General features: G+C 64.3%; 19 protein-coding genes. 7 read left to right on the forward strand and 12 right to left on the reverse strand.

Annotation, left to right across the window (positions count from 1 at the left end; translation table 11 throughout):
* Window positions 1-30: 30 nt before the first annotated feature.
* The 8 genes from AVHM3334_RS03000 to sctU all read right to left on the reverse strand — a co-directional run bounded on the left by AVHM3334_RS03000 (window position 31) and on the right by sctU (window position 7,482).
* A complete protein-coding gene (locus tag AVHM3334_RS03000) occupies window positions 31-486 on the reverse strand; it encodes a type III secretion system chaperone family protein (RefSeq protein WP_284409516.1) in 456 nt (151 codons plus the stop codon).
* Window positions 483-1,550 carry a hypothetical protein gene (locus AVHM3334_RS03005; RefSeq protein ID WP_284409518.1) on the reverse strand — a complete coding sequence of 356 codons (1,068 nt, stop codon included), beginning with the start codon at window positions 1,548-1,550 and terminating at the stop codon, window positions 483-485. Before AVHM3334_RS03005 ends, AVHM3334_RS03000 begins: the two co-directional genes overlap by 4 nt.
* Window positions 1,547-1,810: a type III secretion system export apparatus subunit SctS gene (gene sctS, locus AVHM3334_RS03010; RefSeq protein ID WP_284409519.1), complete on the reverse strand. Its 264-nt coding sequence runs from the start codon at window positions 1,808-1,810 to the stop codon at window positions 1,547-1,549. The genes AVHM3334_RS03005 and sctS overlap by 4 nt, the downstream gene beginning before the upstream one ends.
* A 16-nt stretch (window positions 1,811-1,826) precedes the next feature.
* On the reverse strand, window positions 1,827-2,498 hold the full coding sequence (gene sctR / locus AVHM3334_RS03015) for a type III secretion system export apparatus subunit SctR (RefSeq protein ID WP_284409520.1): 672 nt from the start codon (window positions 2,496-2,498) through the stop codon (window positions 1,827-1,829).
* Window positions 2,495-3,346 carry a type III secretion system cytoplasmic ring protein SctQ gene (sctQ, locus tag AVHM3334_RS03020; RefSeq protein ID WP_284409521.1) on the reverse strand — a complete coding sequence of 284 codons (852 nt, stop codon included), beginning with the start codon at window positions 3,344-3,346 and terminating at the stop codon, window positions 2,495-2,497. The genes sctR and sctQ overlap by 4 nt, the downstream gene beginning before the upstream one ends.
* A 195-nt stretch (window positions 3,347-3,541) precedes the next feature.
* The gene (locus AVHM3334_RS03025) at window positions 3,542-4,285 is read right to left on the reverse strand and encodes a type III secretion HpaP family protein (protein WP_284409523.1); all 744 of its coding nucleotides are present in this window, start codon (window positions 4,283-4,285) and stop codon (window positions 3,542-3,544) included.
* Window positions 4,286-4,326: 41 nt separating this feature from the next.
* Window positions 4,327-6,381 (reverse strand): type III secretion system export apparatus subunit SctV, encoded by a 2,055-nt coding sequence (sctV, locus tag AVHM3334_RS03030; protein ID WP_284409525.1) that lies wholly within the window; start codon window positions 6,379-6,381, stop codon window positions 4,327-4,329.
* Window positions 6,382-6,408: 27 nt separating this feature from the next.
* On the reverse strand, window positions 6,409-7,482 hold the full coding sequence (sctU, locus tag AVHM3334_RS03035; protein ID WP_284409527.1) for a type III secretion system export apparatus subunit SctU: 1,074 nt from the start codon (window positions 7,480-7,482) through the stop codon (window positions 6,409-6,411).
* Window positions 7,483-7,728: 246 nt separating this feature from the next.
* Between sctU and AVHM3334_RS03040 the strand changes: the two genes are divergently transcribed.
* From AVHM3334_RS03040 to xopF2, 5 genes are all read left to right on the forward strand, one after another.
* Window positions 7,729-8,265, forward strand: coding sequence for a type III secretion protein (locus AVHM3334_RS03040; RefSeq protein ID WP_284409529.1), 537 nt, complete (start codon window positions 7,729-7,731; stop codon window positions 8,263-8,265).
* A gap of 1 nt (window position 8,266) precedes the next feature.
* Window positions 8,267-9,130 (forward strand): type III secretion system export apparatus subunit SctT, encoded by an 864-nt coding sequence (gene sctT, locus AVHM3334_RS03045; RefSeq protein ID WP_284409531.1) that lies wholly within the window; start codon window positions 8,267-8,269, stop codon window positions 9,128-9,130.
* Between the two features lie 339 nt (window positions 9,131-9,469).
* Window positions 9,470-11,578, forward strand: coding sequence for a pectate lyase (locus AVHM3334_RS03050; RefSeq protein ID WP_284409533.1), 2,109 nt, complete (start codon window positions 9,470-9,472; stop codon window positions 11,576-11,578).
* 259 nt (window positions 11,579-11,837) lie between these two features.
* Window positions 11,838-12,290 carry a hypothetical protein gene (locus tag AVHM3334_RS03055; protein WP_284409534.1) on the forward strand — a complete coding sequence of 151 codons (453 nt, stop codon included), beginning with the start codon at window positions 11,838-11,840 and terminating at the stop codon, window positions 12,288-12,290.
* Between the two features lie 62 nt (window positions 12,291-12,352).
* Window positions 12,353-14,551, forward strand: coding sequence for a type III secretion system effector XopF2 (xopF2, locus tag AVHM3334_RS03060; RefSeq protein ID WP_284409535.1), 2,199 nt, complete (start codon window positions 12,353-12,355; stop codon window positions 14,549-14,551).
* Between the two features lie 126 nt (window positions 14,552-14,677).
* On the opposite strand, the gene AVHM3334_RS03065 is transcribed toward xopF2, so the two are convergent.
* A complete protein-coding gene (locus AVHM3334_RS03065) occupies window positions 14,678-16,141 on the reverse strand; it encodes a leucine-rich repeat domain-containing protein (protein ID WP_284409538.1) in 1,464 nt (487 codons plus the stop codon).
* Between the two features lie 308 nt (window positions 16,142-16,449).
* On the opposite strand from AVHM3334_RS03065, the gene AVHM3334_RS03070 reads away from it, so the two are divergent.
* Both AVHM3334_RS03070 and AVHM3334_RS03075 read left to right on the forward strand, forming a co-directional pair.
* Window positions 16,450-17,082 carry a hypothetical protein gene (locus tag AVHM3334_RS03070; RefSeq protein WP_502869842.1) on the forward strand — a complete coding sequence of 211 codons (633 nt, stop codon included), beginning with the start codon at window positions 16,450-16,452 and terminating at the stop codon, window positions 17,080-17,082.
* 38 nt (window positions 17,083-17,120) lie between these two features.
* A complete protein-coding gene (locus AVHM3334_RS03075; RefSeq protein ID WP_284409542.1) occupies window positions 17,121-17,807 on the forward strand; it encodes a metal-dependent hydrolase in 687 nt (228 codons plus the stop codon).
* 66 nt (window positions 17,808-17,873) lie between these two features.
* Here the strand turns inward: AVHM3334_RS03075 and sctN are convergent, their stop codons facing one another.
* Genes sctN through AVHM3334_RS03090 form a run of 3 tightly spaced genes read right to left on the reverse strand, consistent with a single transcriptional unit; the run spans window position 17,874 to window position 20,954 of the window.
* Window positions 17,874-19,196, reverse strand: coding sequence for a type III secretion system ATPase SctN (gene sctN / locus AVHM3334_RS03080; RefSeq protein WP_284409544.1), 1,323 nt, complete (start codon window positions 19,194-19,196; stop codon window positions 17,874-17,876).
* Window positions 19,189-20,337 (reverse strand): type III secretion system stator protein SctL, encoded by a 1,149-nt coding sequence (gene sctL / locus AVHM3334_RS03085; RefSeq protein ID WP_284409546.1) that lies wholly within the window; start codon window positions 20,335-20,337, stop codon window positions 19,189-19,191. The genes sctN and sctL overlap by 8 nt, the downstream gene beginning before the upstream one ends.
* On the reverse strand, window positions 20,331-20,954 hold the full coding sequence (locus AVHM3334_RS03090) for a type III secretion protein HrpB4 (RefSeq protein WP_284409548.1): 624 nt from the start codon (window positions 20,952-20,954) through the stop codon (window positions 20,331-20,333). Before AVHM3334_RS03090 ends, sctL begins: the two co-directional genes overlap by 7 nt.
* Window positions 20,955-20,965: the final 11 nt, after the last annotated feature.

Consider the following 20,965-nt stretch of genomic DNA (forward strand, 5'->3'; position numbering starts at 1 on the left):
TGAGGGACGCGGCCATTGCGCGCGGTACCCTCACACCTTCAACCAGATGTAGTCACCAGCGCAGATGCCATTGAAGGCTTCGTCGGTGGAGCTCAGCACGTTGTCTTTCCAGTAGCGTCCGTGCTCGGTGTAGTGCGTGAGCGTTTCCGCCAGCCAGGTACCGTTGATTTCCGGCGTCATCGGCACGCGCACGATCAGGATGATGCCTCCGTTGTCGGGATTGATGCCCGCTTGTGCCTGATCCTGGGCATACACGGTGAGGTTGGCCTCCAGCAGCAACCGGAAGATGGTCAGCGTGCGGCCCGCTGTGACGATGCCGAAGTGAAAATTCAGGTACATGGCCGCCGGATCGTTCTCGTAGTGGGACATCAGGATTTCAAATCCTTCCACTTCGATCCAGCCTTGCGCGAGCACCGCTTCGGCGTCCGGCAGGTCGATGGCCTCGCACAGTTCGGTGACTAGTTGGTTGTATTGATCAAGGCTCATGGGCGTACCCGTCTCGAAAGGTTTTGGCTGATCTGCAAACTTCGGTCCGCGGCAGTCTTTGCCTGGGATTCCGTTCTTGGAGTGTCGGTGCTCAACAACTTCAGCGGCACCAGCGCTTTTTGATCTTTCATCCGCGTGGTGTCGCTGGCAGCGTCTGCTGTCGGCCCCCCGCACTGCAACAGTTTGATCTTCACCCGCTGCAGGTTGCTCAATGCTCCCCGGCTGCTGTGGTTCTGAAGATAAACGGCGACTTCTGCCATGCCACGGGCAGCGCTGGCTTCGAAATGGGGCGCCCTGCTGTACTGCCACAGTTGCTGGGTCAGCACCGCAGCCCGATCCTGTGCCGTACCGGTGTACCGTTGCCGCACCACGTCCAGGGCCGCCGCGATGGTGCCTGACAGCGAAGATCGGCCGGATCGCCCTGACCGGTTGTCGCGTGAATTTCCCTGGTCGCCTTTGCCCGATCCCGATCCCGATCCCGATCCCGATCCCGATCCCGATCCCGATCCCGATCCCGATCCCGATCCCGATCCAGAGCCAGAGCCAGAGCCAGAGCCAGAGCCAGAGCCAGAGCCAGATTGGTTTCCGCCCGAGCTGTCCCGGGAGTCGCCTTCGTTGTCCTGGGCCTTTTTTTCGCCACGAAGAAAGCTGTCCTGGGACGCTGGCTCGCTGACCGCTTCCTTGAGTGATTCCCGGGATCTCGGGTTGCGTTCTCCTCGATCGTCATCGCTCACCGCCTTCAACCGATCCGCATTGCCCAGCCGATCGTCGGCTTCTTCCGAGTCGGTCTGCAAGATCTCAGCCATGGTTTCCTGCATCGGCAGCGGCGCATCGGGCTGACCGGGAAGGCTGTTCTGTTTCGGCGGCAAGGGCAGCGGCGGGCGAGGCACGGTTCTGAAGACATAGTCGCCGAAGCGGCCTTGCGCCACGGACATATTGCGTGCCGACTGCTCACGCTGCGCCAATGCCGCTTGCGCCTGCAAATGGTTGTGTTCCCGCAGTCGCTGTTGCTTGAGCCGCAGCGCCTGCTGCATGCTGCGGAATTGAGGGCCGCCCGGGGTCATGGCGTGAACGTGGCTGCCAGCAGCCTTTGAGAAAATTGCAGCACGGTGGTGCCGACCCAGGGCGCAGTGACCGCCACGGTGACCGTGACACAGATCAGTTTGATGCCTTGCGAAATGGCGGCATCCTGCAGCGACGTCACGGCCTGCACCAGCGCCACGAGCAACCCGACGACGGCCGCTACAGCGACGGCGGGCATGGAAAGAATGAGGCACAGCATCAGCGCCTCAGAGGTCAATTGGACAATATTGTCGTGTGTCATGGCAGCCTCCTTTCAGTTATCGGTAGGTCAGTACCAGGCCGTGCATGACCTGGGACCATCCGTCGAGCACCACGAACAGCAAGAGCTTGAACGGAATGGCGACGTTGGTGGGTGAAACCTGGGACAAGCCCATGGCGAGCAGCACGTTGGCGATGACCAGCTCCACGATCACGAAAGCCAGGTACAGCAAAAAGCCGATGCGAAAAGCGGCCGTCAATTCCGTGAGCAGGAACGCCGGAGCCACCACGATCAAGTCGTCGGCCAGCAAGGCCTTCGCGCGCTCCTGGGGCCATATCGCCTGTGCGGACTTCAAGAAAAACGCTTTTTCAGTAGGCTGGGCATGCTTGACCAGGAATTGGCGGAACGGCTCCTTGGCGGCGGATGCCGCCATCAGCATCTGCTGGGTGTTCGAGCTTTGCGAGCTGGGCGGGGCTGCCTGGATCTTGTCGGCGGCCTCCATGGCCACCGGTGCCATGACATAGATGGAAATGATGATGGCAATGCCGTTGAGCACCATGTTCGGCGGAACCTGCTGAATGCCCAGCGCGTTGCGCAGCAATCCCAGCACGACCACGACCTTGGTATAGGACGTCACCACCATGGCCGCGAATGGAAGCAAGGCCAACGCCATGAGGGCGATGAAAAGCGAGGTGGGGTCCAGCCCCTGTACGGGCGACAGCGGGCTCATGGCAGCGCTTGCGTGGCGTCAGGGGTCTGGCCGATGCCCATGCGTTCGATGCGCACGCCGAGCTGTTCGCCAATGACGATCAGGCGACCGATGCCCACCACCTGGTCGTGGCACACGAGCCGCACGGTGGCGTCCCGCACTGGGGTGTCCAGCGTGATGACCGAGCCGGGGCCGAAGGCGGCCAGGTCGTCCAGCCGCACGCGGGCGCTATCGATTTCAAAAGCCACAGGGATGGACAGCTGGCCGACGGTGCCGATGTCGCTGTCCTCCGGCAGCGCACTCTCCGGTATGGGGGCACTGCCGGCCTGCGGTGCAGCGTCCAGCGTGGCTTGGTGGGAGTCGATATCGAGTTGTGCGGTGGTTTCCATGGAGGCGCCCATTCCAAAAGACAAGTGGCAATGAAGGGATGCCGACGCGGCGGCAGACAAACCGGTGAGCAGCACGTCGCCCGAACCGATCGACTGTAGGTCGGCGGAACGAAACGCCTTGCGAACGAGGCGAATGCGGCAGGCGACACGCAACGCGAAAAGGTGGTTGGCGCTCGCTGGTATCGACGCACTGAGCAGTGCCTGGATCTGCCCCGCCATCGCTTCGTCCATGGCCTGCAGGCCGACGCGCCGGTTCCGCGCCACGACCTCGAAGGGAGCCGACCCTTTGCCGAGGTCCATGCCATGAAGAACGAGCCCTGGCAGCCCGGCCTGAAAAGGTGCCAGCGTCTTGACCATCAACGATTGGGCGACGTCACGCGCCAGCGCGGCTTCCGGCAGGCGCGCAGCCATCTCCAGGGCGGGCCAGTCTGCCGTGGGCACGCAAAGGCTCAGAGAGCCCTGCGCGCATTGGAATGCCATGTCAATGCGTTTGGCGGGAACATCGGGTGCCCGGCTGACCACGGCTCCGGGATTGCCCGTCAGTGCCTGAACCCAGCGTATGAACCGTCGATCAAAGACTACCCGTGCCAGCCGCGCCTCGCCCTGATCCACGGACGGCAGATACCTGGCAAGGTCATTGGTGGGGGAAGCCGGCGGCTTGACTGTGTTCAAGGGTCATTCCAGGTCGATGTCGATGCTGCGTTGCGGGTTCGTGCTCAGGCGGGACAACAACCCATGCAGTTGATCGCGATGTAATGAGATTAGGCGGCGCGACTCGGATGAGACTGTGTGGAAGCGAAGCGTCATGGCATACGACGAAAGCCCCAGAGCCAGTTCGCAATCCGGGAGCACTTGCGGGTCCATGGGCACCGTGACGGACAGCGATTGAAAGGCCGGATCCGCGCGCCGGCACAGATCGGTAATGATCTGCGCCGTGTCGATCAACCATTTCGGCGGCTGCGCGTCGGTGGCGGTCCCCATCGCTCCTGCGCCTTGGACCGGCGGACGATCGCCTGGCAGGTCTTCCCCCGGCTCCGCTGCGGATGGGGCATGTGCCAACGGGGGCGGCAAGGTATCGCCCTGGATGAAAAAGTAGCGTGGCGGCGGCTGAGGCTGCGCCTCAGGCGCTGCGGCCGGCGCACCGGACTGTGCCGGTGCACCGTCCCGCTCGTCTTCCTGAGGCGGCTCGTCTTGCGAACCTTGCCGTTCACCGCGCTCTTCGTCGTCCGAGTCGGGCGGATCGGCCTGTAGCCCCTCCAGGGAGGGGAAAAATGCGTCGGCGAACTCGGCCGCATCCGCTTCGCCAGGGCTTGGCTGGGGCACGGCGGGTGGAAACAGTTCACGTCGAAATCGCTCTTGTGCGTTCGGGCGTGGCAGTACCGCGGCGGTGGCGGCGGCTGGATGCGCGACCTTGCGCAAGACATGGTCGGGACGCTGGAGGGATGCCATTGCCGCGTGCCTCAGGAAACCCGGCCGATGGGCCGCAATTCCACCTGGGTCCCCAGTTCCTGGAACGAGTAGACGCGCAGCCAGTCCAGGCGGCTTTCAATCATCTTCTTCACGTAGCGGCGAATGTCCATGGAGGTCACCAGCGCCACGCCGGGCTGCCTGGCGTTGTCGGCAACCGCTGCAATGCGTTCGGTCAGATCGCGTGCATCGTCGGGCGACATGGCGAGGTAGTTGCCGGCCGGCGTCGGCTTGATGCAGCCGCGGATGGCCTGCTCGATGTCCGGATCCAGCAGGATGGCCGACAGGTGCCGCTGGCCGCTCGTGGCTTCGTGGGCGAGATAGCGGCCCAGGTCGGATCGCACGTATTCGGTGAGCAGCAACAGGTCTTTCTCTTTCGGACCCCAGACGATCAGGCTCTCGAAGATGCTGCGGATGTTGCGGATCGGAACCTGCTCTTCCAGCAGCCTTCGCAGCACTTCGGCCATGCGCTGCAGGGGCATGATCTTCTGTACTTCCGCCACGAGACCCGGATACTCCGGCGTGCTGCGCTCCATGACCCACTGCACTTCCTGCACCCCCATGAAGAGGTGGGCATGCCGCTGCAGCATGCCCATGACCTCACGGGCGATCACCTGTTCCACATCGATGCACACGCCCTCTCGCTGGGCAGCGGGCACGGCTTCGGGCGCGATCCAGAGTGAAGCCGCGTTTCCCAGCGCGGGACCATGGCTCTGCGCCGAGGCGGCCAGCGGCGATTGCGGGTCCAGAAGCAGCAGCATGCGGCCCGGCAACTCCGGTTGCGCGACAGGCACGTCGTTGATCAGCACCTCGTAGCGCAGGCCGGACAGATCGGAGGTCACCCACATCGCGGCACCCGGAAACGGCAGGCCCAGCCGTGATTGCAAGCCTTCTCGCTCCTTGTTCAATGCCGCGTTGAGCCGCTCGGCGTCGATCAGCTTTCCCAGCGCTTCCGACATGCGGATAGACAGCGGCTTGGCAAACTCCGGCGCCTTTTGCTGGATGGAAGGTGCGTCGCCTTTCGCACCTTCGCGCATCAGCGCTGCAATCGGTTTGGACAGCGAATTGCCTGCGAGCCGCAGGCGCTTCTTGGTCAGGAAATGGCCCCCGAACACCAGCCCCGCCGCCAGCAGCGCGAACGGAATCAAGGGAAAGCCTGGAATGAAGCCGAAGCCCACGGTGAGGGCGGCCGCCAGGTACATCGAGCGTGGATTGCGGGTCAGCTGCTCCGTCATGTCCTCGCCGAGGGAGGTCGGCTTGGTCTTGTGCTCGTCCGTCACGCGGGTGGTCAGGACACCGGCTGCCATACAGATGAAAAGCGCAGGAATCTGCGACACCATCGCGTCGCCGATGGACAGCACCGCGAAGCGGTTAGCGGCTTCACCGGCGGTCATGTTGTGGTACATGATCCCCACGACGACCCCGGCGAGAATGTTCACCATCGTGATGATCAGCCCGGCGATGGCGTCGCCTTTCACGAACTTCATGGCTCCGTCCATGCCGCCGTGCAACATGCTTTCCATGCCCAGATGCGCCCGTTTTCGCTTGGCCTCGTCCGGTGTCAGCAGGCCGGCACGCAGGTCTGCATCGATGCTCATCTGCTTGCCGGGCAGGGCGTCCAGCGTGAAGCGGGCTCCGACTTCCGCGACGCGCTCCGACCCTTTGGCGATCACGATGAATTGCACGATGGTGATCACCAGGAACACCACGATCCCCACCACCAGATTGCCCCCCACCACGAGTTGCCCGAAGCTTTCGATCAGATGGCCGGCGTCTGCGTGCAGCAAGATGGCTTTGGTGGAAGCGATGTTCAATGCCAGCCGAAACAGCGTGGTGAACAGCAGCAGAGAAGGAAAGGTCGAGAGAGACAGCGCATCCGGAATGAACAGAACCGTCATCAGCAGCAGGATGCTCACCGTGAGATTGATGGCCAGCAATGCGTCGATCAGCATCGTGGGCAGCGGCAGGATCATCAGTGCGATCACGCCGACGAGAAAGCCCGCCATCGTGACGTCGTTGACCAGGGTGGAGTCGAAGCGTTTGGTCATGGAATGTTCCTGGAGGTGAGAGTCTGGTCAGGCGGAAGGGGGAGACCAAGCCGCGTTGCTGCTGAGCTGATCGAGGTCCGCCACCCAGCGCAGCACCACGGCAACGGCTTCGAGCAAGTCCTCGGAGACAGGCTGGTTGAGCGGCAGGCGGTGAAGTGCCCGTGCCAAAGGCGGGTTGGCGATGATCGGCACGCGGTTGGCGGTCGCCAGGCCGCGGATCATCGCAGCCTGATCGTCCATGCCTTTGGCCACGATGATGGGCAGTGGCGTCACGCCTTCTTCGTAGAACAGCGCCACCGCGTAGTGCGTGGGATTCGTGACCACCACCGTTGCACCCGGAACGCGTTCTTGTGGCGGACTGTTGGCCAGCTCGTCGCGCAATGCTCTCTGCTGGCCCTTGACGTGGGGGTCGCCATCGCTGTCCTTGCGCTCGCGCTTGATGTCGTCCTTGCTCATTCGCTGATCGCGCATGAACAGCCACCGCTGCATGCCGAAGTCCACCGGGCCGATGATCAGGAACACGAGGCAGGAAAAGCCCACCAGCCGCAGCATGGAGCTCCATGCCACCTGCCCCGCGCCATCGACCGACAGATAGGCCGAGCCCACGATCAGGGGCACGAGGCTGAGAACGATCTGCCAGATCACGGCACCCAGCGCCACCGCCTTGATGATCGATTTGGCAAGCTCGACGAGCGAGCGCAAGTTGATCAGTTTCTTGAGACCCTCGGCAGGATTCAGTTTCTCGAATTTCGGCTGGATGGCTTCGAACGAGATGATGACGCCGACCTGGGCCATCATCGCGATGACGGCGACCAGCACCGACACGGCCACCAGGGAAAAAGCCGCAATCGCTCCGTCCAGCACCATGGATGAAATCAGGGCCATCACCTGCTGGGTGTCTTTTGCCTGAATGCCCTGGTGCACGGCGGTCTTCACCACCTTCGCGACGTGGTCGTAGAGCATGGGTCCGGCGCCCATCAAGACGAGGAGCGAAGCGATCAGAATGGCTGCGGCCACCAAGTCCTGGCTCTTGGGAACCTCGCCCTTCTTGCGGGCGTCCATGAGCTTCTTGTCGGTGGCTTCTTCCGTTTTTTCTGACATGGTGGGCTCGGTGGTCGCGGGATGCGATAGGGTCCACGCAATCTAGTTCTGTACAAGCGCTGCCGTGCGGGCAATGCGAAGTGCTTGCCCTTGCAGGCGAATGCGGCGGCGGTCGAACCTTCTGTTGCGTGCCAACGTTCGCTTGGCCGTGATTGCCTTCGGCCATGGACTGTGGCGAAGGGCCGAGCACTTCTAGTCTTGCCTCCAGATAGCCGTTCGATGTCGTTCGGCCACTGGAGAGGATCCATGAGCACTATCAAGGGGTTGCGCATCCTCGTGCGCCTGAAGAAGCGGCGTGTCGAGCAGGGCGAGGCAGCATTGCAGGAAAGTGCCCGGCAGCGCGACAGCGACCAGGCTGCGCACGAAGCTGCCGTGTCCGAGGAGCAGCAAGTGCAGCAGGCCGAGCAGGCTGTGCGCGACCGGCTGGGCGCGACCACCACGCGACCACAGGGCTTTCATGCGCAGGAGGTGGTCACGCTGCAAATGCTGGTGAAGGAGGCCGAAGGGCAAACCACCGACGCCGCGAAAAAAACCCGGCGTGCCGCAGAGCAGGTGGAGGCCGCCCTCCAGCGCGTGGCCGAACGCGAGTTCGCGCTGCGGCGGGCGACCCAGCAACTGGAAGGCACTGAACTCCGTCTTGAAAAAGCCATCCAGGATGCCGAGCGCGCCCAGGAAGATGCCCAAGACGAAGAGGCAGAAGAAACAGCCGTCGCCCGAATGCTGGCCGGCACCCGCGCAGCGGCGCGCAGCCGTTTGCAACTCGCTGGCGGCGCAAAGGCCTGAGATGGATTCCTCATTTCAGCAGGGGCTGAACCTTTTCCAGTTCGCCCTGGACATCAAGGGCCTCATCGCGGTGCTGGCCATGTCCACGGCGCGCATCTATGTCGCCATGCTCGTGATGCCCGCCACCAACGACACGCTGCTTTATGGGCGCACCCGCAGTGGACTGGTGATCGTGCTGGGTGCATTCGTGGCCTGGGGCCAGCCCGCTGAAATGCTGAAGTCCGTGACGATCCTGGAGATGGTGGTGCTGGTGGTGAAGGAGGGGCTGATCGGAATGCTGATCGGCTTTGCGGTCGGCACCGTGTTCTGGGTGGCCGAGAGCGTCGGGATGCTGATCGACAACCAGGCCGGCTACAACAACATCCAGCAGACCAATCCGCTCAGCGGTCAGCAAAGTACGCCGGTAGGCAATCTGCTGTCCCAACTGGCCATCGTCGGCTTTTACATGCTGGGGGGCATGCTGGTCTTCGTCGGACTGCTTTTCGATTCCTACGAATGGTGGCCTTTGACCGGCCTCATGCCCAACTGGCCCGTCCTGATGGAGCGCTTCCTGCCGACGGAGGTCACCAACTACGCCGAAACCGTGCTCAAGATCGCCGGCCCGGTGATCGTGATCCTGATGCTGATCGACCTGGGCATCGGCCTGCTGGGAAAGGCTGCTGAAAAGCTGGAGCCCAACAGCCTGGCGCAGCCCATCAAGGGCGCAACGACCATGCTGCTCCTCGTGCTACTGGTGGGCGTGTTTTTCCAGCAGGTCCGGCCGCAGCTGACATTGCGCCCGGTGGCCGAGCGCATCAAGCGCCTGTTGTCTCCCTCGCTTGCCCCTCCTTCGCTGGCGCCGTCACTGGCGGTGCCCCATGGCTGAATGCTTGGCGTTTTCCTTGCCCCTGCGCCGGCGCTCTCCCGGTCTGGCGCTGGCCGCCAGCCTGGGGCAGGCGCTGGCCCAGCGACGGCATGCCGAGCCGCCGCCACGCACGCCGCCCCCGGTGGCGCCCCGCGCGCAGTGCCTGATCTGCGCTCGCCGCGGCGCAGGGGTTTCCCACTATGTGTCCATTCGGTCGCCACCACATTGGATCGTGGGTTTCTTCATTTCTTTCCCAGCCATTTCCTTCAATCCGGTGGAGCCGTCCGCCGCTTTTCCCGTGTCTGAGCCACCGTGCGGTGGGTAGTCACTTTTCATCACCCTGTGCCTTAAGGAGTCAGCATGTCAGTCAATTTTCAAACCAGCGCTACCCGGATCCAACCCCAGGACTTGCAGTCCGGTCAGTCTCAAAACTCGTCCCAGCAACTGCAGGACAGCCTGCTTCAGTTGGTGGTCCTGATGATGCTGCAGCAGGTCATGAAGGCCACGGACAAGGAAGGCGATAACAAGCCCGGCGGCACGGAAGGCGCGTCGGGCAAAGGCGGTGCAGGCGGTGCGGAAGGTGCGGAAGGTGCAGGCAAAGGCTCCGGTACCCGCAACAGCCAGGGAATCGCCGGGCTCATCCAACAGTTTGGTGAGTTGCTTCAGCAAATGGCCAAGGCCATGGAGCAGAGCTCGAACAAGAATTCGGCCAACGGTTTGGCCAGCGGCATCGCCGACAAGCTCGGCGGTGGCGGCAACAGCACGCTCGATCAGATGGGCAAGGAAGGTGGTAGCGGTGGCAATCTGATGGAGCAACTGGGCGAGGCCTATCTGCGCCAGTTGCTGGAAAAAATGTCGTCCGACGCCTCTGGCGGCACGGGCAAGACCGGTGGTGGCTGCGGCAATTCGGGCGCCACCGGCGTCGGCGATCTGGCCAAGCAATTCATCGAAGCCTTGTTGCAGGGCGGATCGGGTGCGGTCGAAGATCTGGGCAAAAAAAATGGAGCAGGCGGAGCAGGCGAGACGGGCGGTGCGAACGGCGCACAAGGCGGCGATGCCCAGTCTCCGATTCAACAACTGCTTCAAGTGTTCACGCAGATCCTGGAAATGCTGCAAGGTGGCAAGACGGGCGGTTCCGGCAATACCGGTGGCTCCGGCGGCAGCGAAGGCGCTGGCGGTTCGACGGAAGCTGGCGGTGCCGAAGGCAGTGGCGAGACGGGCGAAACCGGAGAAACCGGTGAAGCAGGCGGGGCCAATGGCTCGGCACAAGGCCAGGGTTCGATCGGTGACCTGCTCAAGCAACTGGTCGAATCCCTCATGAATGGCGACAGCAGCGCGCTGGAAAAGCTCACCAAGGGAGGGCAGAAAAATGAGGGCCCACAAGACGTGACCCAGCAGTTGATGGAACTGCTGCAAAAACTGATCGAACTCCTGACCGGCAAGAAGCCCGAAGAGTCCGAAGGTGGTTCTGGAAGTGGCGGCGGTGGAACGCAGCCTTCCACGGGTGGCGGTGGCGGTGGCGGTGGAACGCAGCCTTCCACGGGTGGCGGTGGCGGTGGAACGCAGCCTTCCACGGGTGGGGGTGGCGGTGGAACCCAGCCTTCCACGGGTGGCGGTGGCGGTGGAACCCAGCCTTCCACGGGCGGCGGCGGCGGTGGAACCCAGCCTTCCACGGGCGGCGGCGGCGGTGGAACCCAGCCTTCCACGGGCGGCGGCGGCACGAAGCCGTCTGGCGATGGTGGTGCCGGAAAGCCTCCGACCGAAAAGCCTTCCACGACGGAACCTTCCACTGGCTCAAAGCCTCCGGAAACCACGCCAACGACCGGATCGGGCTCTGGCGGCAAGGTCACCTGCATTCCGCCTGCCAGCGGAGAGAAGACCGTCAATGAACCCATCGTCGTCAAGGCGGGCGAAGTGTTCGACGGCAAGAACGTGCATTACAAGGCCGGCCCTGCGTTGGGAGACGGCGGCCAGAGCGAGAACCAGAAGCCCGTGTTCATCCTGGAGCCGGGTGCAACGCTCAAGAACGTGCAGATCTCCGGTGCCGATGGCATTCACACCAAGGGCGATGCCACGCTCGACGGGGTGTTCGGCCGCGACGTGGGCGAAGACTTCATGACCATGAAGGGCGAAGGCAACGTGGTGTTCAAGAACGGCGGCGCGGCGAATGCTACCGACAAGACGTTCCAGCTCAACCATGGCGGCTCTTTCTCCATCGACAACTCCTTCTTCGATGGCACCAGCAAGCTGGTTCGCACCAACGGTGGAAAGGACTTCCCGATCGACATTTCGATCTCCAACTCGACGATCAACAACGTCAAGGAAGCCGTGGTGCGCACCGACGCGACGCAGGCGAACATCAAGCTGTCCAACAACATCATTCCTGATGCTCCGAACGATGTGCTGGCGCCCGCCTCCGTGCAAGTGGAAGGTGCCAAGAGCCGTGGCACGAAGGAGTTCACGGGCTGATGCATAGCGGCTGGAAAGCCCGCCGCGCTTTTTGCCGGCGGCTTTCCTTGGCTTTCATGGCTGCGTGCCGCCGATGCAATGCAGCGACCACCGCAGTCAGGCGCATGCCTGTTCCGCCGGTCGCTCATGCGATGGCTGCCGCAGCCATTTTTTTGCGTCGAAGCACCGGCTTCCTCCCGTACGGGTGCCTTGCGATACATGTGTTTCGTAGCGGCCGCCCCAGCCGGTTTCCGCTTCTCAACCCTTCTTGGAGCTTTCCATGAACGCCATCCCCTCGAATCCGCTGCCCGAGACGGCCACGCGCGCTCAAGTCGATTTTCTTTCGCAGTTGGCGGTGCACATCGGCGTGCCCGTGGTTGACCGGTTTTCTATGGTGGCGCCTCAGGTCGTCAAAGGACCTGCCGGCCTGGCCTGCCGGTTCCATCTTCATGCCGAGCATGCGGGAGTCCTTCCTGAAGTGCTTTTGCCGATCGCTGCGCAGGAGCTTGCCGGTGCTGAGGTGCTGAAACTGCTCACCTTGCAGGCCGCCATCCTGAAAGAGTTCGGCGGGTACCTTGGCGCTTCCGCCGAAGGGTTGCTGCAGCTCAGCTCGCTGTCGTGGATCGAATCCCCGCAAGACGCGGCGACCTCGATGGACATGCTCAACCGCCTGGCCGTCAGCGTGCTGCAGGCACTGCTGGAAGAAGCCGCACCGGCTTCTGGGACGGCCTAGCATGGGTCCTCCCTGTCTCTGTATTCCCCATTCACGAACTCCGGAACCCAAGGATATTTCCCATGGACCCACTGAATGCCAGCGCCCGAAGCGTCCGGACGGCCCCTGTCCAGTCCGGCGCCGACGAGGCTTCGTCCCAGCGCTCGATCAACGTCTCCCGATCCCATCGGACCGACCACGATCGCCTGACTCCACGCAACTCGCCTGCCTCTTCCGAACCCTATGGCCCGTTGCGCCGCACGCCTTTGCCCAACCGTGGCATGGGGTTTGAGGCGACAGGTTCGGCCAGCCACGCGGTTGCATCGTCGGCAGGCGACGTGGCCATCGACATGCCTTTCACCGAAGGCACCAGCGTGGGACACGACACCGTAGCGCCGCAAGGCTGGTTGACCGCCATCGCTCAGACCGTGCAATCGGGCGGGCGCCTCGTGGCGCAGGGGGTCGGGACGGTCGTGGGCATTGCCCTGGATGCCGCCTCCGATCACCAGACTGCGCGGCCGCTGCCGACACCGCAGACGGGGCCGACGGAAACTGTCGAGACGGTAGTGCGCATGCAGGAGGTCATCATCGATACGGCAGCCTCTGAAGCTGCCGTATCCAACGACGCCCTCGCTCTCGATCAGCCCGTGCCGCCGACCGCGGGAGGGAGGGTCATGGCGGCATTGGATGACATGCCTTTACTGGACGATACCGCCGAGCAGCGAGACATGGCGGCGCAATACCGCCAATGGGCCGCCGACAGGGCCGACGCCCAGGAAGCTGCGGGCGTCGGGGGCTACTCGATCAAGATCGGTGACGCAGCGTTGCCCGCAGGGTACGACTTTGCCCGTCAACTGCTGAGTTCGATGGCTCGCTCGCCCGCGACCAACGCCATGGCCACCGCCATCGGGCCCCGCTCCGGCCTCAATGCGGCAGGGCAGTCGGTCAATATCGGGGAACTGAGCAATCAATACGACCCCGCGCTCGCCGGCGGCGGAATCGGCGGGCTGACCGCGCACATGATCGACACCACCTTGCTGTCGGCGATGGACCGGCGTGCGGCGCTGGCCAATTTCCCGCAGTTCAAGGCCATCGATCCCAAGGTGCTGGTTCCAGATCCCTGTCCTGTGCAATTGCGTGTGGTCAATGGAGAAAAGCAGTTCTGGAAGCCGGCTACGGCCGGCGCGCTCGGTGGCAGGCTCGACCTGCCGACGATGAACGAGCTCAAGGCCCAGGTGGAACTGCGCCGCAAATCCGTGGCATCGCTGCAGTCGGCGCTGGATGGCAAGCAGTGGGGCGTCTTGGCCCAGCCGCTCATGACCGCAGGCTTCAACGTACTGCGCCGTCACGTGATGCCCATCCATGCGTTCACCAACCCCGCCCTGGTGTTTTCCCATTCGCTCTGGGCGTCCGGGTTGGGAGGGGGTGTAACCAAACTGGCACTGGGATTGGGCAAGTCTGCGGCCTACACCCATCTGGACGATCTGGTGGGCGGAGCGCACAAGGCGAATGTGTTCGCGACCAGCCTCCCGCATCCCGAAATGCCCGCAGCCGGGCTCTCCGACATTTCTGGTTTGGGCAACTACGGGTTGGAGGTCGCCAAGGAAACATTGGATCTGACGCAGCACTTCTGGATCGGGCCCTGGCGCACCAGCGGATCGCTGTTGCCCAGCGGGGACGACGTGAGAGCCCGGCTGAGCGATGTGGGTCGCTCGGTTGCCTCCAATGTGATGGCAAGCGTTGCCTCGACGGGCATCGGATCCTTGGTCGGGCAGCTGGGGCGGGGTGGCTCCAATTCCGCGCTATCGGGCGAATCCTTGCGGTCGCAGGGCTACATGCTTCAGCAGGCGGGACAGAGTTCTTCCAATGATTTCGTCTGGCAGGCCTGCAAGGAGTATCTCGGCGGCACGTCTCACAATCTGAGCGATTCGCTGGACGCCTGGCGCGACAACAAGCGGGTGCGTTTGCAAAACCAGGCCCTCAGTCTGCAAACGCAGCTGGCCATCGACGCCGCCCGGCTGAGGGATGGAATTCCGATGGCAGGCAATGATGAGGCGCTCTATCTGAGCACGGCTTTTGATGTATTGGCTGGGCTTGGTTCCCGAGCGGAGCCTTCTGCGCATGATTTGAAGATCGCGCAGACGCTGCTCCGAGAGGGGGCGGCCAGCGCTGGCAGCGAGCAACCCGATGTCGCGGAAATTCAGGCGCGGGTCGATCAGGCCATACGGGCCCTGAACCACGATGCCCATCTGGAAAGCTGGACGAAACTGAAGGCTGAATGAGTGCTGGGAGCGAGATCGAGGCTGCCTCAGCAGAGTGCCTCGGTCTGCATCGATGACCGAAGCAGTTGGTCTTTCCTGCCCCCTCCGCGCCACTGCAGCAGTGCGGGAGGGTGTCGGGTGGTCTTCTCAGCCCAGTGCGGCTTGCAAGGCCCGATGGGTTTGTGCGTAGGCACGATTTCCCCGCTCGGAGAACGGATTGCTCCACAGGTCCAAGGATGCGAGCGTGCGGTTGCCCGCCAATGCATGCGCACCGGACTCGCCGATCCGGTTGCGCGCCAGATTGAGTTTTTGCAGACGAAGGTTGGCAGCCAGTGCTCGTGCGCCGCCCGAGCCGATCTGGTGGCCTTCGAGGTCGATTTCCGTCAGGGCCGGGCTGGCTGCCAGCGCCCGCGCTCCTGCTTCCGTGATCTGCACGTTGCCCGCCATGTCGTTGCGCAACACCAGGCGGCTGAGCGTGCGCGAGCGGGCCAGCGCGCAAGCGCCCGCGTTGCCGACCTGGCAACTGCCCAGGTCCAGGCTGGCCAGCGCTGGCGCTTCGGCCAGAGCCTGTGCGCCGGCATCGCCGATCGGGTTGTGGCGAAGGTCTAGCGAGGCCAGCGTGCCATGTTGGGCCAACGCCTGCGCCCCTGCCGTACCGATGCCGTTGCCCGAGGCGATCAGGGTGTGCAGCCGGGGCATGCGCGCTAAAGCCCCTGCCCCTTTGTCGCCCAGCCGGTTGCGTTGCAGGTTCAGTGACTCCAGCCGCGCATGGGCGGCAAGGCTGCGGGCGCCATCCTCTCCGATGAGGTTTCCGCCCAGGGACAGCTGCGTCAGGCTGCGGTTGCCGCCCAATGGAGCAACCGCCTCGTCTCGCAGGCGGTTGTCGCTCAAGTCCAACGCTTGCAAGGAACTGTTGTGGGCCAATGCGCGGATGCCTGTCACCCCCAGCGCAGGGTTGCTGCGCAACTCCAGCGCCTGCAGATGCTGGCTGGCTGCCAAAGCCGCCGCGCCGGCGTCGCCGATGCTGCAGTCATTCAGGCTGAGTGATCGCAGGCCGGGGTGCCAGGCCAGCGCCCGGGCGCCTTCGTTGCCGATCGGGTTGTGGCTGAGGTCCAGGCGCTTCAGGGTCGGGTGCCCCGCAAGGATCGCAGCTCCCGCTGCGTCGATGTGCAGATGGCGCGCCGTGAGCGATATCAGGTCCAGCTGGCATAGCTGGGCCAGTCCGTTGGACGTGATGCCTTTGCAATGCAGCAGTTCCAATTCCTGCAGCGAGCCGGGCAGGTGCTGCAGATCGGCATCGCTGAACTCGCCGCGCAGCACGATCTTGCGCAATCCAGGGAAAAGGCCGTCTTCGCAGATGTTCAGCAAGCCCTGCGTGTCACGCACCACAGGCGCCCCATCCATGCCTTCGGACAGATCGCGCACTGGCTGCTCCGCATGGCGGGCTGCTGCCTGGCGTGCAGGGTGCGTGGGCGCTTTGGTACCTGGGTGGAGGTCCGGTGCCCGTCGCAGGCGGTACGTGTTCGAGGCCATGGCGCCGAGCCAGGCGAATAGGCCGCCCGCTACCGGGCGCAGTGCTGTCGAGGGGCTTTTCAGGGTGAGGCTGTTCATGGCGTTCTCGCGGTTGACGGGATGCCCCAGGGTAGGCAACGGCCTTGCGCTGACACGGTCCCCATGCGAAGCGATCGCTTGCCAAGCGAGGGGCGCAGCGCTGAAGCCCCGCGCGGTTGTCATCAGCGTTTCACACAGCCTGCACATCATCGGCCCTCATGTCTTTCGATCTGCAGATTCGGCGCAGCGCGCTGGTGGGTTCCTGGACGGCGCGGCGCAATAACGCCGGGGCCGCGGCTCTTGGCGCAGCGCGTGGTGCCTCACTGCCGCAAGCGCGCTTCCTTGGCCTTGAGGACATCCCGCAATTGATGCAACTGGAAGCGCGGCAGTGGACCGCCGAGCAGGCTGCCGATGAAAGCGCGCTGCGGGATCGAATCCTCGCCCATCCTGACCTGTGCGTCGGCGCTTTCTGCCCGCAGACCGGACAAGCGCTCGCTTCGCTCTTCATGAAGCCCGTGTGCCGCGATGCCGTGGCGGCTTCGCGATCCTGGCAGGACTGTGCCGCGCAGTCCTTGCGCGCGCCGCACACCCGCAGCCTTTTCGGCATCAGCCTCACCAGTGTCGATCCCCAGGCCGCCTGCCAATTGATCCGTTTCTTCTGGCCGCATGCACTTCGTCAAGGGTGGCAGGACATCTACCTGGGGTCCCCCGTGCCCGGTTTGCGCCGAGCATTGCAGGAGGGCCGCGCGCCCGATGCGCATGCCTATGTGCATTCGCGCCGCAGCGGATTGCCCGTGGATGCACAGCTGCGCTATTACCACCGCAAGGGTTTTCGTGAAATCGTGGGGGTGCGGCCTGATTACTTTCCGCATTTCGACTCGCTGGACCATGGGGTGCTGCTGCGCGGGCGCATCCCGCTGGCCGGCGCCTGGCCCCTGTGGCGGGTGGTGCCGTTCACGCTGCTGCGCCGGGCCGCGAACTGGGCCGGGGCCTTGTTATGACGGTGCAATCAGTCGGCACCGCACCGTGGAACGGTGACTTGTTCCGTACGCGATTCTTCGATGCCTTGTCGCTGCTGCTGCCTTCCGGCGAAGCGTTCGTGATCGATGCCGTCACCGATGCGATCCAGGCCGGCGATTGGTCCGGCGCATCGGCGCAGTCCTTGCGCGATGAGGCGTTGCGCTTTGTCCGGGAAGAAACCTCGCATCAGCGCGCGCACCGGCGCTACAACGAACGCTTGGCGCAATCGGGGGTGCCTGTGGCCGCGCTGGAGGGCCGGGTGGCGTCGGCCGTTCAGGAGCTGGCCAGCTTGCCGCTGTGTACCCGCCTTGCGCTGGCCGAGGCTTTCGAGCACCTGACGGCGCTGCTGTCGGCGCAGGTGCTGAAGGGCGCGGCCTGGCTGCAGGGCGATGGGCGCGAAGCGCGGCTTTGGCGCTGGCACTGCCAGGAAGAGATCGGGCACCGCCATGTCGCGGGCGATGTGGGGCGTGCGCTGGGTGTGGGGTACGGGCAGCGCGCGGCATGCCTGGTCCTTGCCGCGCTGTATCTGGGCATGGATCTTTCCCGCCTGATGGCACAGCTATTGTGGCGGGACATCCGAAGCGGCCGGCTCAGCGGACTGGGATTGCTCGGCCAGTGCGCACGCTTCGCGTTGCGCACGGCGCCTGGGTTCGGCCGCATCGCGCTGGGCTCGGTGGCGAGCCTGTGGCCGCGCCGCAGTGCCTGAGGGCCCACAGGTTTCCCTGCAGTCGTCTGGCACCGCGCGCATGCCGCACGTGGCGGCAACCGGGTGTCAGCCGCTGGCGATCTGCGCCAAGCCGTCGACCGAGCGATCGAACTCCCATAGATCCGACGTGGCCTGATTCAGAAACTCGAGAATCTGCGGCATCTTCTGCATGGCCTCGTCGGCCAGGGCGTCGTTGCCGGGCTTGTATTCGCCCATTTGCACCAGGGGCTCGATTTCGTCGTATTTCGCCATCAGGCGGCGGAAGTGGCCTCCGGCCTGCTGGTGGTCCTTGGGCACGATCTGCGACATCACGCGGCTCAGGCTGCCGAGCACATCGATGGCCGGGTACTGATTGCGTGCCGCGATCTTGCGCGAAAGAATCATGTGTCCGTCCAGAATGCCTCGCACCTCTTCGGAGATGGGATCGCCCCCGCTCTCGTCTTCATAAAGGATGGTGTAGAGCGCGGTGATCGAGCCCACCGCACCCATGCCGGCTCGTTCGAGCAGCCGCGGAATTTCCGCGAACACCGAGGGCGGGAAGCCGCGCCGGGCGGGCGGCTCGCCTGCCGCCAGACCGATTTCACGCTGTGCGCGGGCAAACCGGGTGAGCGAATCCATCATCAGCAAGACCTTCAGGCCCTGGTCGCGGTAGTACTCGGCCACGGCCGTTGCGACATGGGCAGCCTTGGCACGCTCGCTGGATGACCGGTCGGAGGTGGCACACACCACCACGGAGCGCGCCATGCCTTCCTCGCCCAGAATGAATTCGACGAACTCCCGCACCTCGCGGCCACGCTCACCGATCAGCGCGATCACGCTGATGTCGCACTCCGTCCCCCGCGCTAGCATGCCCATGAGCGTACTTTTACCCACGCCTGCGGGGGCGAAGATGCCCATCCGCTGGCCTTCGCCCAGGGTGAGGAGGGAATCGATCGCCTTCACCCCCGTGGGCAACGGATGCTCGATCATCTCCCGCTCCATGGGCGTCGGCGGCAAGGCGAAAACCGGACGCCGCTCCAGGCAGTCGAGCGGGCCCTTGCCATCGATGGGCTGGCCGAGGCTGTCGATCACGCGGCCCAGCAGCTTGGGGCCCACGGGCACCGAGAGCACTTCGCCCAGGCCGACCACGGCAGAGCCTCCGCGCACGCCCAGGATCGAGCCGAAGGGCGACAGGATGCTCTGGCCGTTGGCAAAGCCGATCACCTCGGCCGCCTGCAGCAAGCCGCCGCTTTCGTCGAGCACATGGCACAGCTCACCGAGCTTGGCATCCAGCCCGGTGACGCGCATGAGCGTTCCGATCACTTCGACGACCTTGCCGCTGCGGCGAACGATCGTCGCCGTGGCGATTTCGCGTTCCATCCACTGAGGGAGTCCGGAAACTTCAAGCATGGTGCATTTCCTCGTCGTCGTGGACGGTTGAGTTCATCGGGTCCAGGGACTCGAACCATTGCGTGGTGTCCCCATCCATGGGGACGACCGACGAGAACCATGCGGATGGAGCCGCATCGGCCTCTGGCTCTGGCTCTGACTCTGACTCTGACTCTGACTCTGACTCTGACTCTGACTCTGACTCTGACTCTGACTCTGACTCTGACTCTGTTTCGGTTTCCGGTTCAGCCTGCGGCAGATCGTCCTGGGCTTCATCCAGCCAGGGCGCTTCGGCGTCCAGCAGGGGCTCGGACTCCTGGGGATCGTCCAGTTCCAGCGATTCGTCGTGATCCGCGGCCGGGAGTGGCTCATCCTGCCCGTCTTGCAAGGCAAAGTCGAAATCGAGCTCTTCCGGGTCGGGCGCAATGCTCGCCTCCGGCGATGCATTGGCCATGGCCAACCGGGTCGCTCGCTCCAGGGCCGATCGAACGCCCGCGAGCTGGATGTGCAGGCTGGTGTCCAGCCGGCCGATGTCGGATTCGAAGATGCAGGTGCCAAGCTCCAGCGAGGCATCGGTTTCGATGCGTATCTGGGGATCTTTCAGGCCGGTGGCGGTTGCGGCGATGGCGGTGTGCGCGGCCCGAGCCTCGTCGGGGTGGACGCGAAGAACGGCGGTGCCAGCTTGCCGCAGGGCATCTTTCACCGTCAACAAGGCCCGTTGGAACAGGGCTTCGCGCGATTCCGAGTGCACGATGCGTTCGACCGCCAGCGCCACGACGCCAGCCAGCTTGGTGTCCATCGCCTGCCAGGCCTCTTCGTGCGAGGCCTTGAGTTGCTCAAAGCGCCCGTGCCAGCGCGCAGCCGCTTTGCGCTCGCCGTGGTCATAGCCCCGCTCGCGTTCAGCCGCCGCCTCTTCGCGGGCCTGCTCCACCATGGCTTGGGCTGCGTCCTGCGTCTCCTGCAAGATGGCTGCGGTCGATCGCTGCACGGCATCGACCGCATTCCGTGCGTCATCCAATGCTTTTTGCCGGATCGCGTCGCACTCTTTGTGCACGTTCTCCAGCAATCCGAGAACACCGGTCACGGTAGGAATTTCATGCGAGCGGACGATGCCATCGTTCGTGCGCAGATGGGCACCGTTGGGAGTGGACCAGATCAGCATGGTTTCGCCTCGAAAAGGGATTCCAGCCGCTCCAGCCGGGCATGCACCGGCGTCAGCGGGGCGGGAACCTGCTTTGCCCGTGGCTCGTCTTCGCGCGAAAGGGGAAGGGACAGACGGGCCAGCCGGCGAAGGCCCCGGTCCGGCCAAGCGCCTTCCCGCACCAATTCGCGGTAGCCCACCCAGGCCCAGGTCAGGGGCGACCATGAGGCCACGTCGCTGGCGACCGGCGTACCTTCCTGAAGGCCGCGCAGCGCGGTGTAGGCAGGGCCCAGGCATTGCTGCAGCGCTGCCCGCGAGTTGCGCTCGACGCAGCAGCGCAGGACGCCGGGCCGTCCCAGCAGAGCGAGCGCGCACAGGCGCGACAGCATCTGGGTTCTGTCGAGGAGCGCCAAGCGGCTGGCTGGATGCTCCAGCGACGACAAGGGCGGCAAAGGACCGCAATTGCGTTCATACAGCGCAATCGACATGCGCTGTCCCACAGGGCCCTGGTCCCATTCGAGAGGAGATTGCGCCAAGCCGAGCGGTGCGCGCCAACTCGGGTCCACACCGTCGTGCAATGCCTCCAGCCGCATCTGGAGCGCTTGCGCCAGCGATGCCAGCTGCAGGGCGCGGCTCATGGCAGCCACCG

This window comes from Acidovorax sp. SUPP3334, assembly GCF_030159055.1.
Classification (GTDB): Bacteria; Pseudomonadota; Gammaproteobacteria; order Burkholderiales; family Burkholderiaceae_C; genus Paracidovorax.

Coding starts and splice junctions, on each gene's coding strand:
- AVHM3334_RS03000 (WP_284409516.1), bottom strand. CDS start 486: ATGAGCCTTGATCAATACAACCAACTAGTCACCGAACTGTGCGAGGCC.
- AVHM3334_RS03005 (WP_284409518.1), bottom strand. CDS start 1,550: ATGACCCCGGGCGGCCCTCAATTCCGCAGCATGCAGCAGGCGCTGCGG.
- sctS (WP_284409519.1), bottom strand. CDS start 1,810: ATGACACACGACAATATTGTCCAATTGACCTCTGAGGCGCTGATGCTG.
- sctR (WP_284409520.1), bottom strand. CDS start 2,498: ATGAGCCCGCTGTCGCCCGTACAGGGGCTGGACCCCACCTCGCTTTTC.
- sctQ (WP_284409521.1), bottom strand. CDS start 3,346: ATGGCATTCCAATGCGCGCAGGGCTCTCTGAGCCTTTGCGTGCCCACG.
- sctV (WP_284409525.1), bottom strand. CDS start 6,381: ATGACCAAACGCTTCGACTCCACCCTGGTCAACGACGTCACGATGGCG.
- sctU (WP_284409527.1), bottom strand. CDS start 7,482: ATGTCAGAAAAAACGGAAGAAGCCACCGACAAGAAGCTCATGGACGCC.
- AVHM3334_RS03040 (WP_284409529.1), top strand. CDS start 7,729: ATGAGCACTATCAAGGGGTTGCGCATCCTCGTGCGCCTGAAGAAGCGG.
- sctT (WP_284409531.1), top strand. CDS start 8,267: ATGGATTCCTCATTTCAGCAGGGGCTGAACCTTTTCCAGTTCGCCCTG.
- AVHM3334_RS03050 (WP_284409533.1), top strand. CDS start 9,470: ATGTCAGTCAATTTTCAAACCAGCGCTACCCGGATCCAACCCCAGGAC.
- AVHM3334_RS03055 (WP_284409534.1), top strand. CDS start 11,838: ATGAACGCCATCCCCTCGAATCCGCTGCCCGAGACGGCCACGCGCGCT.
- xopF2 (WP_284409535.1), top strand. CDS start 12,353: ATGGACCCACTGAATGCCAGCGCCCGAAGCGTCCGGACGGCCCCTGTC.
- AVHM3334_RS03065 (WP_284409538.1), bottom strand. CDS start 16,141: ATGAACAGCCTCACCCTGAAAAGCCCCTCGACAGCACTGCGCCCGGTA.
- AVHM3334_RS03070 (WP_502869842.1), top strand. CDS start 16,450: ATGCAACTGGAAGCGCGGCAGTGGACCGCCGAGCAGGCTGCCGATGAA.
- sctN (WP_284409544.1), bottom strand. CDS start 19,196: ATGCTTGAAGTTTCCGGACTCCCTCAGTGGATGGAACGCGAAATCGCC.
- sctL (WP_284409546.1), bottom strand. CDS start 20,337: ATGCTGATCTGGTCCACTCCCAACGGTGCCCATCTGCGCACGAACGAT.
- AVHM3334_RS03090 (WP_284409548.1), bottom strand. CDS start 20,954: ATGAGCCGCGCCCTGCAGCTGGCATCGCTGGCGCAAGCGCTCCAGATG.